This is a genomic window from Streptomyces boninensis, from assembly GCF_048572725.1.
Lineage (GTDB): Bacteria > Actinomycetota > Actinomycetes > Streptomycetales > Streptomycetaceae > Streptomyces > Streptomyces boninensis.
The window spans coordinates 7,212,982-7,228,055 of the sequence record NZ_CP183837.1; the positions used below are offsets into that span (position 1 = coordinate 7,212,982).

Genomic DNA, 15,074 nt, shown 5'->3' on the forward strand with positions numbered 1-15,074 from the left:
TTCTACGGGCCTTGGGGCTACAGGCCGTCGATGCGACTGCTGCCAGGGAGCGGCGCCCCGGACTCCAGCGCGCGGAAGCGCGAACCGGTCGCCAGTTCGTTGCTCTGGAAGACAGTGTTCGTGCCGCGCAACGCGCCGAGCTCCGCCCCAAGGGTGCCTATCAGGCGTTGCACCTGGCCCTGCCAGGTCGACATCGCTTCCGCGAGGCCCTTGTCGACAGCCCAGTCGGAGAGCCCTGTCAGTCCGGTATCGGGCTTCATTACGCTCGACGTCGTGGGCGGTGGCCCGAGCAGCGGAGGCCTGACGGCCGCCGCGCCTCCGCCGTCGGCCATCCGGCCGGCCGCTTGAGTGTCGGGGAGCAGCTCTTCCTCCATGTACCGGGCAGCGCGCTTCTTGTCACTCGCGGAAGTGGCCAGCCGATCGTGTCCGCCCGATGCGGGGGCGGGAGAGTCCGTCTGGGCGAGGTGCATCCGCGTCGCCGCTTCGCTCTTTGCCGCCGAGAGCGCCTGCCCCCAATCCTCGTCGAATCCCACGCGACGTCCTCCCCGTTCGACAGTCTTTTGGTGGTCATCGCAGCCGAATTTGCCGGGTCAAATCTAGCAGGCTCCTGCGATCAGCAGTCCATATCATCCTCGGTCCCTGTGGAATGGCCGGGCTGTGGCAGGCGGTATGCGTCGAGGTGCCCGGGCCCAACCTGATCGCGCATGCCCGGGCTGGTCCCAACCGTCCGTCCGGTTGGCCGAGTGGCTGGCCGTTCCGCGGTGCTGACGCGGGAAGCGTCCCCCGTCCGTCGCCGCCCTCACTAGTAGAGCTGACCGAGCATCAGCGCTGGTCGGCTCGTGAAGTGCATGTCGATCAACTCGGCCGGTTCGATGTTGCTCATGATGTCGGCGAGGCGAGGACGGTAGAACTCGGCCTCGGACGCAGTACATCGAGCGTCCGTGGCTTCCCGGGGTGCGTAGACCATATGTTGTACAGATGGGTCTGATGCGACTGTTGAGCCGGAGATACGTAACGCACCCGCCGCCGGGGATTGAGCCACGTAACGTGGTGGAGGTCCGGGCCGCGCTGGTCGCGCTCAACGGCCCTGAAGTGCCGTGGGTGGTGCGCGACGGCGCCGTGGAGGGAGCCCACTTCGTGGCCGAATGGCGGCTGTCGGAGCCGGTGGGGCGCAACTTCTTCACCCAGCACCAGCTCAAGCGCACGCTCAGGATCCGGATGCGCCTGGTGCCGCAGGCCCATGAGGTCGAGGCCATCGAGGAGCACCGGGAAGTGTCCTATGTCGGCAACCCGCCCAGAATCTGGGCCGGCAGCAAGTGGGGCAGGGGGCCGGCGTGGACGATTTCCAAGCAGTGGGTTCTGGAGCGCGGAGACGACGGCCGGCGCCGCTTTCGGCAGACTTTCGTCTACGACAGCAACCACATGAAAGGCCCGATCCAGCAGACGGTCTTGGACGCCGGATGGGCATGGCGCAGCCTGCTGACCAAGAACTTCTGACGGGTTGGGGGGGGGGCATAGCCATGGACAACGAGTCGGCGTGGGTCCTGCGGCGTGAGCGATCACCGCTGCGCACCTGGAGCTGCGCTCGCACCGCCGAGGAGTTCGCGGTCAATATGCGGCTCGGACTCCTCGCCAGTCTCCGCCCCGAGCACCCCGGCGTCTACGATCATTGCAGGCGAGTCGTCCTTGCCACACCTGGGCGTACCCGAGGTTCCCCGCTTCCCGTACGCACTTCAACGGCCACTCCGCCGAGGTGGGAGTCGGCTTGGCAGCGCTCGTGCACGGCGGGCCGGTTGCTTCGGAGACCAATACGGTATCGGCGTGGATAGCCAGGACACTCCGGGCGCCGGGGAATCCAGGCCTCCGCCCGAACAACCTTTCTCGGCAATATCCGTTCCCGTACAGTGCTGCGGGGGCAATTGCGTGGTGGGGGTGACTGTGGTGACGCTGGTTGAGGAGATTGTCGCGACGCGGTCTGGTGTAGGTGATCCCGGGGCGTTGGTGGGGGAGCTTCGGCGGTCCGTGGTGCTGGTGCCAGTGTCGGTGACGGACGGTGGCTGGATGAGCGGTTGGGCGGGGGGCGTTCGATGGATTTACGCGTTCAGTGATGAAGGTTTCTTGGCGCGGTTCGCTCGTGCGCGTGGGGCCGGTGCCGAGGAGTGGCGGTTCGAGGCGGTGTTGGGGGCGCGGCTGGTGGATGTGGTGGTTCCGGCGCTGGGTGGGCCTTGTGGTGTGGCCGTGAATGTAGGCGATGAGGACGCTGCGATGTTGTTTCCGCCGGTGGTCGGGATCGTTCCGGACGGGGTGGCGGTGGATCGGCCGGACGGTGCGGCAGTGTCGGGCGGGAAGCCACGGGGGGTGTAGGTGGTGGTCGAGCAGAGCGGGGGAGCCGGTGGTGCCGGGAATCATGATCTGGCGGTCGGCAAGGACCCCATCGACCGGCTGACCAAGGGCCTGCGAAAGGTGATGCAGGAGTTGAAGGACGCCGGCGGTACGGAGACCGAGTCGTTGGTCGGCGCCGGATTCTCCGACATGGCGCTGACGAACATGGAGGCCGGTGACCCGGGTGTGGCGGGCGCCTTTGAGGACTTCTGCGAGCGCTGGGAGTGGGGCGTACGCGCGCTGGTCATGGCCGCCAACAATCTGGCGAATGACCTGGGGCTGGCGGCTGGGCTGGTGTGGGAAGAGGACCGGTACCGGTCCACGACGTTCAAGTACGTGGTGAGCGCGCCGCTGTGGGGTGCCGATCCGAACATGACGGAGGCGGAGGCCGGCAAGCAGTCCTGGAGCGACATCTTCACGCCGGATGCGCCGGACTATTCCGGGGAGTCGTTCGACAAGGCGGGGCAGGAAGCGAAGGACACCTGGAAGGACGCTGCGCATCAGAGGCTGACGGAAGGGCTTGGGGGCTGGCAGGCCGAGCAGATGAACGACGCCATGGGGGTGGATCAGGAGGCGTTCGAGCGCGAGGTGGACGAGCGTTTCGGGCCTGACCCGGAGCAACAACAGCCTGGTGGCCGGCAGGTGGAGGTTGTTGAGCGGGGGGAGGGCTGATGCCCAGCTGGTCGGACTTCGTGCCGGATCCGGTCGAGGATGCTGTCGACAAAGGCAAGGAGGCCGTCGGCGAGGGGATTGAGTGGGGCGGCGGCAAGGTCGCCGACGGCATGGATTACGTCGGCTGGGATTCCGGGGCGAAGTGGACCCGGGAGAAGTCCGGTGCGGTGGCGAATCGGCTCGGTGCGGACGTGGCCGAGCTGCAGCTGGGCGAGACCGACGACCCGACGAAGCTGATCTACGGCAGTCCGTCGAAACTGACCACGGCAGCCAAGCAGCTGCGCGCGTTCGACAAGGCGCTTTCCCAGGTCGGTAACGGGCTCAAAGGGCTGGACGCGCAAGAGCTGAAGGGGGAGGCGGCGGAGGCATTTCGGACCAAGAAGAATTTGCAGCCCCCGCGGTGGTTCAAGGCCGGCGGAGCGTGTGAGACGGCTGCGAAGGCGCTGGACGACTTTGCCGGCACGGTGAAGTGGGCGCAGGGGCAGGCCCGGGAGGCGATCGAGAAGTACAAGGCCGCGCAGAAGGCGACCAGCTCAGCCTTCGACGGCTGGGAGAGCTCGCGGCTGGCGTACAACTTCGCGGTGTTGAAGTTCAACGGCATGAGCGCCAAAGAGCAGGCCGCGAATCCGCTGCCGGCGCAGCCCGGGGACTTCACGGACCCGGGGAAGGAGCAGCGCGAGGCGGCCGAGCAGATGCTTGCGGAGGCCCGGCGCCAGCGTAATGAGGCGCAGGAACGGGTGGCTGCGCAGGTTCGGACGGCGGCCGATGAGGCGCCACCCATGCCCTCGTACCGTCAGCAGCTCGCGGCCGGCCAGCTGCAAGGCATGGTCGAGGGCGAGCACCGCCTGGGAGGCGTCCTCAAGAGCGGCGCGGACGCCGTGAAGTTCATTCGTGGCATCAACCCGATCGACCCGTACAACGCGACGCATCCGGCGCAGTACCTCACCGGCCTGAGCGATACTGCGGCGGGTCTGGTGCTGGCGGCCAACGATCCGGTCGGCATCGGCAAACAGATGGTCACCGACTACATGCGGGACCCGGAGGAAGGCAAGGGCCGCCTGATCGGCGACGGCCTGCTGGCGGTCGGCACCGGCGGCGCCGGAGCCGGCGCCAAGGCCGCCAATACCGCCAAACGCCTGTCGGAAATGGCCAATAAGGCCCGCGGCGGGCTCAAACGCCACGGCCCCGACGGCCCGTCGCGCACCGACGGCCAACGCCCGCACCAGGGAACCGACCCCGTCGACCTGGCCACGGGACGAATGTTCCTGCCGCAGACGGACGTGAACCTTCCGGCGGCCGGCCTGGGGCTGGCGTTCACCCGGCGGGTGGAATCCGGCTGGAACCTGGGTCAGTGGTTCGGCCCTTCATGGACGTCCACCCTCGACGAACGCCTGGAAATCGACCCGGAAGGCGTGTGCTTCGTCGGCGCCGACGGCGCCACCTTGGCCTTCCCCCACCCAGCCCCGGGCCAGCCGGTGACGCCGGTCTCCGGCCCCCGCAAGCTCCTGGCCCGCAATCCCGACGGCGCGTACGCCGTACACGACCCGATCACCGGCCACACGCGCTTCTTCACCGCCCCCGGCGGGGCTGAGCCGGGCGGCGACGGCACCGCACGCATCGAGGAGATCAACGACCGGGCCGGACATTCGATCACCTTCACCTGGGATGACGCATCCGGCGCCCCGGTCGAGATCGCCCACTCCGGCGGCTACCGGCTGCGCTTCGACGTGGCCGGCGACCGGGTCACGGAGCTGGTCCTGGCCGGCGCGGCGGCTGACGGCAGCGACCTGACCCTGGTGACGTACGGCTACACCCGCGGCGATCTGACGACGGTTACCCAGGCCTCAGGCGGCACCCTGAGTTTTGAGTACGACGATGCCCGCCGCGTCACCGCCTGGATCGACTCCAACGACAGCCGCTACGACTACGTCTACGACGACGAAGACCGGGTCATCGCCGAGGGCGGCGCCGGCGGCCACTTCCAGCTCCGCCTGTCCTACGACGAAACCGACCCGACCACAGGCCACCAGATCACCAAACTCACCACCCCCGAAGGCCACATCACCCGCCACCAGGTCAACGAACGTGCCCAGATCGTCGCCATCACCGATCCGCTGGGCAACGTGGTGCGCACCGAGTACGACGCCACCGGCGCGGCAACAGCCCGCACGGACGAGCTCGGCCGCACGACACGGCTGTCCTACGACGAGCGGGGCCGTCTCACGTCGGTAACCCGGCCCGACGGCTCACACATGGCGGCGACGTATCCGGACACGCCGGGCGGACCGCTGGAGGTCCAGGGCGCGGACGGCGCCGTCTGGCGCCAGGAATACGACGACAGCGGAAACCGGCTCACGGCGACCAATCCCGCGGGCGCGATAACCCAGTACTCCTACGACACCCGTGGCCACCTGGCGTCGGTGACGAATGCGCTGGGCCATACGACCACGGTGCGCAGCAACTGCGCAGGGCTCCCGGTGGAGGTGACCGACCCGCTCGGCGCGACGACGCGCTACGAGCGCGACGCCTTCGGCCGGGTGGTGAGGGCAACCGACCCGCTGGGCGCGACGACCCGGCTGGAATGGACGGTTGAGGGCCGGCTGGCCCGCCGTACCGGCCCGGACGGCGCGACGGAGTCATGGACGTACGACGGCGAAGGCAACTGCACCTCGCACGCAGACGCGGCGGGCGGGGTGACCCGCTTCGAGTACACCCACTTCGATGTGCTGTCGGCGCGGACGGGCCAGGACGGGGCGCGCTACGCATTCGACTACGACCGCGAGCTGCGCCTGACACAGGTGACGGGCCCGTCCGGGCTGACGTGGGACTACACGTACGACCGGGCGGGCCGCCTGGTGGCGGAATCGGACTTCGACGACCGCGAGGTCCAGTACGAGCTGGACGCGACGGGACAGTTGCTGGCCCGTACGACATCGACCGGAGAACGCATCACCTTGGAGTACGACGCGCTGGGTCGCACCATTCGAAAGCACACCCCGGACGGCGAAACGTCATACGGGTACGACGCGGCGGGGCGCCTGCTCGAAGCCATCGGTCCTTCGGCATCCGTGATCTATCAACGCGATCGCCTGGGGCGGGTCAAGGCGGAGATGGTTGACAGCCGTGTGACCGCGTACGCGTACGACGTGGCGGGCTGGCGCAGGCGTCGCGTGACTCCAATGGGTTCGGTGACCACATACGACTACGATGCGGCAGGCCGTCGCATATCGGCGGGGATCAACGGCCATGCGGTGGCCTTCGAGTACGACGCCGCCGGTCGGGAGACTCGCCGCGGGATCGACCAAGCGCTGACGCTGCAGTCAGTGTGGGACGAGACAGGCCGCCTGACCCAGCAATCGGTCACGACAGGATCGCGACGGCTACAGCACCGCGCCTACACCTACCGGGCGGATGGCTATCTGACGTCTGTAGACGACGCCCTCAACGGGCGGGCCACCTTTGACCTCGACGAACTTGGGCGAGTGACGGGGGTGGCCGGGGCAGCAGGCTGGACCGAATCCTATGCCTACGACCAGCTGGGCAACGTCCTGACCGCCGCCTGGCCGGCCGAACATGCCCAACAGGAAGCGTCTGGCGAACGCGCCTACACCGGCACCCGCATCAAGCGTGCGGGCAACCTACGCTACGAATACGACTCGGCTGGACGCCTGATCCGTCGCACCAAGACCCGCCTGTCGAAGAAGGCCGACACCTGGCACTTCACCTACAACAGCGAAGACCAGCTCATCGGCGTGGAGACCCCGGACGGCACTCGCTGGCGCTATCGCTACGACCCGCTCGGCCGCCGAGTCTCCAAAGAACGCTTGGCCTCGGACGGAGCTGGCGTCACGGAACGAGTGGACTTCACCTGGGACGGCCCTACCCTCATAGAACAAACCACCCAAGCCCCGGAGCTCCCGCACCCGGTCACCGTGACCTGGGAACACAAGGGATTCCGCCCCATCGCGCAGACCGAACGCCTCACTGATAACGCAACTCAGGCAGAAATCGACGCCCGCTTCTTCGCGATAGCCACCGACCTGGTCGGCACGCCACGCGAACTCATTTCGGAATCAGGCGAGGTGGCGTGGCGCACCCGCACCACTCTATGGGGCACCACAGCCTGGTCCCGGGAGAGCGCGGCATGGTGCCCCCTCCGATTCCCCGGGCAGTACCACGACCCCGAAACAGGCCTCCACTACAACCACCACCGCTACTACGACCCCACCACCGCCCGCTACACAACCCCCGACCCCCTCGGCCTCATAGCCGCCCCCAACCAAGTCACGTACGTCCACAACGCTCACACATGGGCTGATCCCCTCGGCCTCGCCCCATATCGCGAGCTGCGCGAGGGACACACTTCCCAGCCAGGATTCAAGCGTGATCCGTACCACCCCGATGTGGTCGAAAGTCGGATCCGCGATATGCGCGAACTGTATAACGTCGAGCCGCTACCGAGCCCTGTGCGCCTGCCCGACATGATTGGGGCGAACGGGACTCAGGTTGTCAGCCACACCACTTGGCTGCACGGCCAGTACCGAATTGACGTCGAGAACCCAAACCCGGGGCAGCGTCCTGGGCAACTACATTTCCAGGATCAGGCAAATCCGGACGTAAAGTATCAATATAACTTCGATACCGGAAGGTTCGAGGGCATGCCGCCCCGGCTTCAGGACCAATTGATGGACAATGATAGGTTCCGGGCAGGGATTGTTCAGGGATTGGCCTACCTCGGAATGGAGTGAAGGATGTGCGCGTAAACCGCAGCATGCGCCACCTAATGGAAGAGATCGACCTGTCTGTCATCGGCCGAGACGAGGTGCCAGCATCTCTACGTGAGCTGCTGCAGTCGGGTTGGCTGGAATTGCCTGACGGCGCCTGGGTGATCCGCGACTTGGTCGCTGGGTATTCAGGCGACCATGCATCCTTCGTTGACGTCCTCCATCTGGAGTCCTCGATTAATGGTCGAGGTATTACCGACCTCGGCTTGCCCTCGGACCCGGCGCTGAAAGTGCTTCCGCTTCTGCGGCGCTCGCTTGCGTACGCATGTCTTGGACTTAAATCGGCCGCGGATGTTCCATCGCCGGTCAACCTTGTCGCCACTGTCTCGCTCTCGTCGGTGGACCAGGACATCACCACGTCGCACGTCACGTTCACGTCGGTCCACGACGACCTCCCCCCATATTTGCCCGATCTGGAAGGCTTCTCCGGCCATCCAGTCGCCGAGCTATCCGCAGCCGACTGTGACCTCTTCTCGACGATTTGTGGGAATTCTTGACCAAGTGGGCACCACAACATGGTCCACTGCAACCACCTGAGGCGTCCCGAGGTTTCCGGACAGGGATCCAATAGGATCCTTGCCGTACGGAAACGAAAGGTACGTCGTGGCGCCACCCAGCAAATACAGTCCGGAGCTCAGGGAAGAAGCGGCACAGATCGCGCTCCGGTCCAGCAAGACCATCTCGCAGACAGCCCGGGAAACTTGACTTGAATCCGGAAACCCTCCGCGGTTGGGTGAAGAAGTTTCACAAGCGCAACAAGCCGGCTCCCGATGCGCCGCTGACGCTGTATGAACGCGCGCCGCCACCGGAAACAGCAAGGCTGCGGGCAACGACTGACCTGTCTCCGCCCCGGCGGGAGTGACGGCATCGAGGGAGTGAGAGGGCACCGCTACGGTGCCTCGTCCCACCCCACCTGCACCAGCGGATTCCCCCGTCGACGCGATACGAAGAAGCCCCGCCCCGGTGGGAGCGGGCGCGGGCGGACGTTGCCGAGGATGTCGCCCTCCGACGGGTCGCCGGACAGGACGATTCCCTGGGCGCCCAGTTCCTTTACTCGCTGCATGAATGGCTCGAAAGACATTCGTGAGGCGCCGGCCGAGTTGCGGGCGATGATGAAGTGGATGCCCACGTCGCGGCAGAAGGGGAGGTAGTCCGGGAGGATCGACATCGGGTTGCCGCTTGATGACGAGACCAGGTCGTAGTCGTCGACGAAGACGAAGACCTCTGGGCCCGTCCACCAGCTGCGGTCCCGGAGTTGCTGCGGGGTGATGTCGTCGCCAGGGGTGCGCTTTTCGATCAGGTCCTTGAGGCCGTTCATGTGGGCCGTCATGGAGTTGGACATCGGGGCGTATTCCAGGAGGTGGGACTCCGGGATCGCGCCCAGCAGAGCTCGGCGGTAGTCGCCGACCACGAACTTCGCCTCGTCCGCCGAGTAGCGCTCCGCGATCTGCTTGGCCAGCAGGCGGACCAGAGATGTCTTTCCGCTCTCGCTCTCGCCGAAGATGAGGAAGAACGGGTCCGTGTCGAAGTTGAGGTATACGGGTTCGAGGCTGGTCTCGTCGATGGCGAAGGCGATGCCGCGGTCCGGGTGGGCGTTGCCGCGGGGCAGGTTGTCGAGTGGCAGCATGCGTGGCAGGAGACGGACCGCGGGGGCTGTGGGGCGGTTTCCCCAGGCGTCCGAGACCGCTTGTGCCAGGGCGGCTGTTGCGTCCGAGAGCTCGTCGTCAGAGCCGACGCCGTCGATGCGCGGGACCGCCGCCATGAAGTGGAGCTTGTCCGTGGTCTGGCCGCGGCCGGGGGCACCGGTCGGGACGTTGGCCGCGACCTTGCGGTCGATCTCCGAGTCCAGCGGGTCGCCCAGGCGGAGCTCCAGCCGGTTGCCGAGCTGGTCCTTCAGCGCGGCGCGTACCTCCATGGTGCGGGACGCGGTGACGACGACGTGGATGCCGTAGCCGAGGCCGCGCGCCGCCATGTCGATGATGACGCCTTCGAGGTTCTCGTACTCCTGCTTGAAGGTGCCCCAGCCGTCGATCACGATGAAGACGTCGCCCCAGGGCTGCTCCGCCAGCGAGATCTGGCCGCGGGCGCGGAGGCGTCGGTACGTGGCGATGGAGTCGATGCCGCGCTCGCGGAAGTATTCCTCGCGTTTGTTCAGGATGCCGAAGACCTCCGCCACCGTGCGCCGTACGCGCTCGGGGTCGAGGCGCGAAGCCACTCCGCCGACGTGCGGGAGACCGGAGACGGCGGACATGCCGCCGCCGCCGAAGTCCAGGCCGTAGAACTGCACCTCGGCCGGGGTGTGGGTCAGCGCGAATGCCGAGATCAGGGTGCGGCAGAGGGTGGACTTTCCGGTCTGCGGTCCGCCCAGGATCTGCATGTGGCCTGCGGCGCCGGAGAAGTCACGCCACATCGGCTCTCGGCGCTGCTCGAAGGGCTTGTCGATCAAGCCCAGGGGTACCTGCAGCTTGCCCAGGGCGGCTGCGTGGCCCCGGGAGGTCAGCCCGCGGTCGGCCAGGTCGGCGAGCCCCGGCAGCAGGCGGTCCAGGGAGTCGGGGGCCTCCAGCGGCGGCAGCCACACTTGATGGGCCTCGGGGCCGCGGCCCTCCAGGCGGCGTACGACCACGTCGAGGACGGTATCGGCAAGGGCGTCGTCGGTCGCCGGAGAGAGCGGGGAAGACGCGCGCGGGTCCAACGGTGTCCGTTGCTCCGGCACCGCCACCGGTACCGGCGCCGCCGTGAACACCGCCGGCCGGCGGTGGGCCGTCGCCTGTTCCGGCTCCGCCTCTGTGGCCTCCGACGGGGAGCGGTAGACGCCCGACACGTACGCGGCCTTGAAGCGGATCATTTCGTCCGTGCCGAATTTGAGATAGCCGGAACCTGGCACCGACGGCAGGTGGTACGCGTCCGGGACGCCGAGTGCCGCGCGGGACTCGGCGACCGAGAAGGTGCGCAGGCCGATGCGGTACGAGAGGTAAGTCTCCAGGCCGCGCAGCCGGCCTTCCTCCAAGCGCTGTGAGGCCAGCAGAAGGTGCACCCCCAGCGAGCGGCCGATGCGGCCGATCTGCACGAACATGTCCACGAAGTCCGGCTTCGCCGTCAGCAGCTCGCTGAACTCGTCGATGACCAGGACGAGCGACGGGATCGGGGTCAGCTGGGCGCCCGCGGCGCGAGCCCGTTCGTAGTCGTGGATGTTCGCGTAGTTGCCCGCGTCGCGGAGCAGCTCCTGGCGGCGGTTGAGCTCGCCGCGGACCGCGTCGCCCATGCGGTCGACCATGGTGAGGTCGTCGGCGAGGTTGGTGATGACCGCCGCGACGTGCGGGAGCTCTGTCATGCCCGCGAAGGTCGCGCCACCTTTGAAGTCCGCCAGGACGAAGTTGAGCGTCTCCGATGTGTGGGTCACGGCCAGGCCGAGCACCAGCGTGCGCAGCAGCTCGGACTTGCCGGAGCCGGTAGCGCCGACGCACAGGCCGTGCGGGCCCATGCCGTCCTGGGCGGCTTCCTTGAGGTCCAGCATCACCGGTGCGCCGTCCTCGCCGACGCCGATCGGTACCCGCAGCCGCTCCGCCTTGGAGCGCGGCCGCCACGTGCGGGTCGTATCCACCGCGGCGGCGTCCCCGAGCCCCAGCATGTCGGTGAACTCAAGCTTTGCAAGCAGCGGTTCGCCGTCGCTGCTTCCCGTACCCATGCGCATCGGGGCCAGCTGACGGGCCACGGCCTCGGCGGATGCCAGCGCCAGGAAGTCGGGGACACCCTCGTATACCGCGCCGTGCGCCGACTCGATGGTGAGGGAGCCGGGGCGTACGACCATCGAGAGGCCGCCGCGTGCCGTATCCATCTCGCCGGGCACGATCTCGATGATCGTCACCCCCTGGAGCCCCTCGGGGGCGGCCAGCAGCGAATCCGGCGGTACGAAGGTGCCGTCCAGGACGACGACCAGGTGGGGCTGCTCAAGCAGTGGACCGGCTCCGGAGTTGAAGCGCGGGCGGCCGTCGAGGTGGGCGGCCAGCAGCTCCTCCAGTTCGCGGGCGTCTTGCGCGATCAGGCGCCGGGTGCCCGCGCCGTCGGCGTTGGCCGGGGTGGTCTGCACATGCGGGAGCCACTTCGCCCACTCCCAGGCGTCGGCGGTGTTGTGCCCGGCGGCGATGGCGATCACGAGGTCGTCGGGGGAGTGGAGCGAGGCGAGTTGGGCGACCATGGACCGGGCCGTTGCGTACACCGAGGCCGGATCGCCGCTCACCGTCAGGTGGTAGAAGGCGCGGAGGGAGATCGCGAGCGGGAGGCCTTCGACGCGGCTGTGCGTGTTCAGGAACTGGTGCATCGCACCTGCGGCCAGCGGCTCGATTTCATCCACCGGAGCCGTTTCCGGGACAACAAGTGGCGTAGCGAGATCTTGAGTGCCGAGGCCGACCCGCACCTCCGCGAAATCCTCGTTGCCTGCGCGCCGCTCCCACAAGCGGCTTCCCTCGGCCACCAGCGCCCACAATTGCTCGGGCGATGGGTGGAGGTAGTACTGGGCGTCGCGCTGTTGCTGCGCGGTCCTGCGGACGTGGCGCCGGGTCTGGGAGAGATACTTCAGGTAGTCGCGGCGCAGGTCCGCCATTTCACCCTGATTGCCCTTGCGGTACCGCACCACCATGGCCACGATCATGGCGATCGTGGCCGCAATCATCACCATGCCCATAATCCGCATGAACGGATGCGCACCCGGCATGAAGAAGAAGACCACCATGCCGCCCATGCCCAGCATCGGGAGGATCTGCAGGAGCATCCCCTCCTGGTAGCCGCGGGGGAGCTCGGGCGGAGCCTGGAGCTGGAGCGGTTCGCTGGGAACCTCGGGGGGCAGCTCGCGAGGCGGGCGTTTCACAATGATGTTGGCCATTAGCTCGCCCAATTCCCCCTCAGTGGTGCCGGCTCACAGGCGCGTCCGCAGAGAGTGATCCTACTGATGGGATGAGAGTCTTCACAGCGATATGGTGTGGCGCGATGTGCCGTAAGTTGCCATCCGGGCAAAGCGGTTGGCTGCGGCGGCTGGAGTGCTGGAGTCAGGCCTCCGGCGGCAGTTGTTGAAGTATGAAGGAGGGGGGAGCGAAAGGTGAGTACACCGGTTTCTGGAGTGCCGCGCGGGCCCGTGGGCCGGGCGGCCGGGGCGCCCGGAGGTTTCGTAGCCGCCGGCGCCGCCGGCGGTGCGGCGACGCGTTCTCCCGCTATCTCCACCTCGGTGTCCTCCGCCACGGGCTTCGTCCGCGTAACGATCGTCGCCCCGGACAGCCGGATTGACGTCGCCCTCCCCGAGGACATCCCGGTCGCGGATATTTACCCGGAGATTCTCCGGCTTTCCGGCCAGACCCCTGCCGAGGGCGCGCCCGTCGGCTATCACCTGGTCCGCCGGGACGGCACGGTGCTCGACGCTTCCGTCACCCTCTACGGCCAGCGCATCCTCGACGGTGAGGTGCTGACCCTGCGCCGCTTCTCCGAGTCGCTGCCCCCGGCCGTCTTCGACGACGTATCGGATGCGGTGGCCTCAGCGGTCGCCAAGGACCGCACCCTGTGGTCCGACGGCATGGTGCGGATCGCCGGGCTGACCGGTGGCGGTGTGCTGCTGGTGCTGATGGCCTTCGTGCTGTGGTTCGCCGATCGGGTACGCCACGATATGCACAGCCTGCCCGGCGTGCTCGCGGCCACGACCGGCGTGCTGCTGGTGGCCGTGGCAGCGGTCCGGGCGCGGGTCTACCAGGACCGGGCGACGGCCGTAGCGCTCGGTCTCGGCGCCATGCCGCACCTGATGATCGCCGGCTCGGGCGTGCTGCCGCTGGCGGCGGGGGAAGGCATCGGGCGGCTGCAGTTTCTGCTCGGCTGTGTTGCCGTGCTGGTGGCGGGCGTGGTGCTGGTGGCCGTGACGCCGAACGGCGACGGACCGTTCGTCGCCGTCGTCTTCGCCGCCACCATCGGGACCGTGATGACCTTCATCGCCATCATCAGCGACATCGAGCCGGTGGAGGCGGCGTCGCTCTGCTCGCCCATCGCCCTCGGCACGATCGCCTTTCTGCCCGGCCTGTCGGTCCGCTTCGCGCGACTGCCCATCGGGTACGTCGCGCCGCCCACCGGCGCCGGCAGCTACGGGCTCGACCCCGCGGCGGTGCCGGAGACCCAGGGCCCGATCGAGGCGAACCGGATCGCCGCCCAGGTGCGCCGTGGGCACGAGATGCTCGTCGGTCTGGTCGGCGGCTGCTCGGTCGTCGTGGTCGGGTCGGTGGCGGTGCTCGGCTTCTCGTCGTCCGGGTGGGGCCAGCTGCTGGCCCTGGCGACGGGGGTCGCGATGCTGCTGCGGGCCCGCCTGTTCCGCTACACCTCTCAGGTCAATTGCGCGCTGGCGGCCGGACTGGCGGCGATCGCGCTGCTGGGGGTTGGGCTGTCGTTGCGTCCGCCGGAGAAGGCGGTGCTGGAGATGATGGCCGGCGACAGCACCGCGATGGACATCCGGACGGTGTGGCTGGCCGCGATCCTGGCCGGGGCCGCTGCCCTGGTGACGGGGGTCGGTCTGGTCGTGTCGCGCACGGGTGTGAGCCCGTTCTGGGGCCGGTTTCTCGAGATCTTCGAGACTTTTGTCCTGCTGTCGCTGCTGCCGCTCTGCCTGGCCGTGATGGACGCCTACTCGGCCGTTCGGGGGCTGACGAGCTAGGCGGCTACGCTGCATAAAGGAGCCCTCAAGAAGCCTTGGCTTCCCCGGCGCCGCCGCCGCTGCCGGACCGCCCGTCCTGCTGTGGTCAGGGGCCGCGTTTCCCCCTGCTAACCTGGAGTGTCGCTTCCCGAGTAACCGAAGCTTCCCCTGTGACCTAGACCAGGGGCGCTCGCGAGGCAACAGATACCCAAGGAGCAGGCATGGCGCTCGACACCGCCACGAAGAAGAAGATCATGGAAGAGTTCGCGACCAAGGAGGGCGACACCGGCTCCCCCGAGGTCCAGGTCGCCATGCTTTCCCGTCGCATCTCGGACCTGACCGAGCACCTGAAGACCCACAAGCACGACCACCACTCGCGTCGTGGTCTGCTGCTCCTGGTCGGCCAGCGCCGTCGGCTGCTGCAGTACCTGGCCAAGAAGGACATCCAGCGCTTCCGTGCGCTGCGCGAGCGTCTCGGCATCCGTGCCGGTGCGGCCGGCGGCCGATAAGGCTCCGCTGAGGGGAGCGGTTCCCAGAGTCTGGGGCCGCTCCTTTCGCGTATCCGGCCAGCACAGAGT

9 protein-coding genes are annotated in these 15,074 nt (G+C 67.8%); 6 read left to right on the plus strand and 3 right to left on the minus strand.

Annotated features, from left to right (window positions below; genetic code table 11):
• Positions 1 to 17: 17 nt before the first annotated feature.
• Positions 18 to 533, minus strand: coding sequence for a hypothetical protein (locus tag ACNNMR_RS32980; RefSeq protein WP_419998350.1), 516 nt, complete (start codon positions 531 to 533; stop codon positions 18 to 20).
• Positions 534 to 802: 269 nt separating this feature from the next.
• A complete protein-coding gene (locus ACNNMR_RS32985) occupies positions 803 to 967 on the minus strand; it encodes a hypothetical protein (RefSeq protein ID WP_419998351.1) in 165 nt (54 codons plus the stop codon).
• Positions 968 to 978: 11 nt separating this feature from the next.
• Here ACNNMR_RS32985 and ACNNMR_RS32990 point away from each other — a divergent pair, with 11 nt between their 5' ends.
• From ACNNMR_RS32990 to ACNNMR_RS33005, 4 genes are all read left to right on the plus strand, one after another.
• The gene (locus tag ACNNMR_RS32990) at positions 979 to 1,497 is read left to right on the plus strand and encodes a hypothetical protein (RefSeq protein ID WP_419998352.1); all 519 of its coding nucleotides are present in this window, start codon (positions 979 to 981) and stop codon (positions 1,495 to 1,497) included.
• Positions 1,498 to 2,367: 870 nt separating this feature from the next.
• The gene (locus ACNNMR_RS32995; RefSeq protein ID WP_419998353.1) at positions 2,368 to 3,054 is read left to right on the plus strand and encodes a hypothetical protein; all 687 of its coding nucleotides are present in this window, start codon (positions 2,368 to 2,370) and stop codon (positions 3,052 to 3,054) included.
• Positions 3,054 to 7,802: a putative T7SS-secreted protein gene (locus tag ACNNMR_RS33000; protein WP_419998354.1), complete on the plus strand. Its 4,749-nt coding sequence runs from the start codon at positions 3,054 to 3,056 to the stop codon at positions 7,800 to 7,802. Before ACNNMR_RS32995 ends, ACNNMR_RS33000 begins: the two co-directional genes overlap by 1 nt.
• A 35-nt stretch (positions 7,803 to 7,837) precedes the next feature.
• Positions 7,838 to 8,335 carry a hypothetical protein gene (locus ACNNMR_RS33005; protein ID WP_419998355.1) on the plus strand — a complete coding sequence of 166 codons (498 nt, stop codon included), beginning with the start codon at positions 7,838 to 7,840 and terminating at the stop codon, positions 8,333 to 8,335.
• A gap of 392 nt (positions 8,336 to 8,727) precedes the next feature.
• Here the strand turns inward: ACNNMR_RS33005 and eccCa are convergent, their stop codons facing one another.
• A complete protein-coding gene (gene eccCa, locus ACNNMR_RS33010) occupies positions 8,728 to 12,717 on the minus strand; it encodes a type VII secretion protein EccCa (protein ID WP_419998356.1) in 3,990 nt (1,329 codons plus the stop codon).
• A gap of 249 nt (positions 12,718 to 12,966) precedes the next feature.
• On the opposite strand from eccCa, the gene eccD reads away from it, so the two are divergent.
• Together eccD and rpsO are read left to right on the plus strand one after the other, a co-directional pair.
• Positions 12,967 to 14,517 carry a type VII secretion integral membrane protein EccD gene (gene eccD / locus ACNNMR_RS33015; RefSeq protein ID WP_420000562.1) on the plus strand — a complete coding sequence of 517 codons (1,551 nt, stop codon included), beginning with the start codon at positions 12,967 to 12,969 and terminating at the stop codon, positions 14,515 to 14,517.
• A gap of 200 nt (positions 14,518 to 14,717) precedes the next feature.
• Positions 14,718 to 15,005, plus strand: coding sequence for a 30S ribosomal protein S15 (gene rpsO, locus ACNNMR_RS33020; protein WP_419998357.1), 288 nt, complete (start codon positions 14,718 to 14,720; stop codon positions 15,003 to 15,005).
• Positions 15,006 to 15,074 lie beyond the last annotated feature (69 nt).

Excerpts from the sequence above, each read along its gene's own strand:
- ACNNMR_RS33000 (WP_419998354.1), top strand. The coding sequence starts at position 3,054 with ATGCCCAGCTGGTCGGACTTCGTGCCGGATCCGGTCGAGGATGCTGTC.
- ACNNMR_RS32985 (WP_419998351.1), bottom strand. The coding sequence starts at position 967 with ATGGTCTACGCACCCCGGGAAGCCACGGACGCTCGATGTACTGCGTCC.
- ACNNMR_RS32990 (WP_419998352.1), top strand. The coding sequence starts at position 979 with ATGGGTCTGATGCGACTGTTGAGCCGGAGATACGTAACGCACCCGCCG.
- rpsO (WP_419998357.1), top strand. The coding sequence starts at position 14,718 with ATGGCGCTCGACACCGCCACGAAGAAGAAGATCATGGAAGAGTTCGCG.
- eccCa (WP_419998356.1), bottom strand. The coding sequence starts at position 12,717 with ATGGCCAACATCATTGTGAAACGCCCGCCTCGCGAGCTGCCCCCCGAG.
- ACNNMR_RS33005 (WP_419998355.1), top strand. The coding sequence starts at position 7,838 with ATGGAAGAGATCGACCTGTCTGTCATCGGCCGAGACGAGGTGCCAGCA.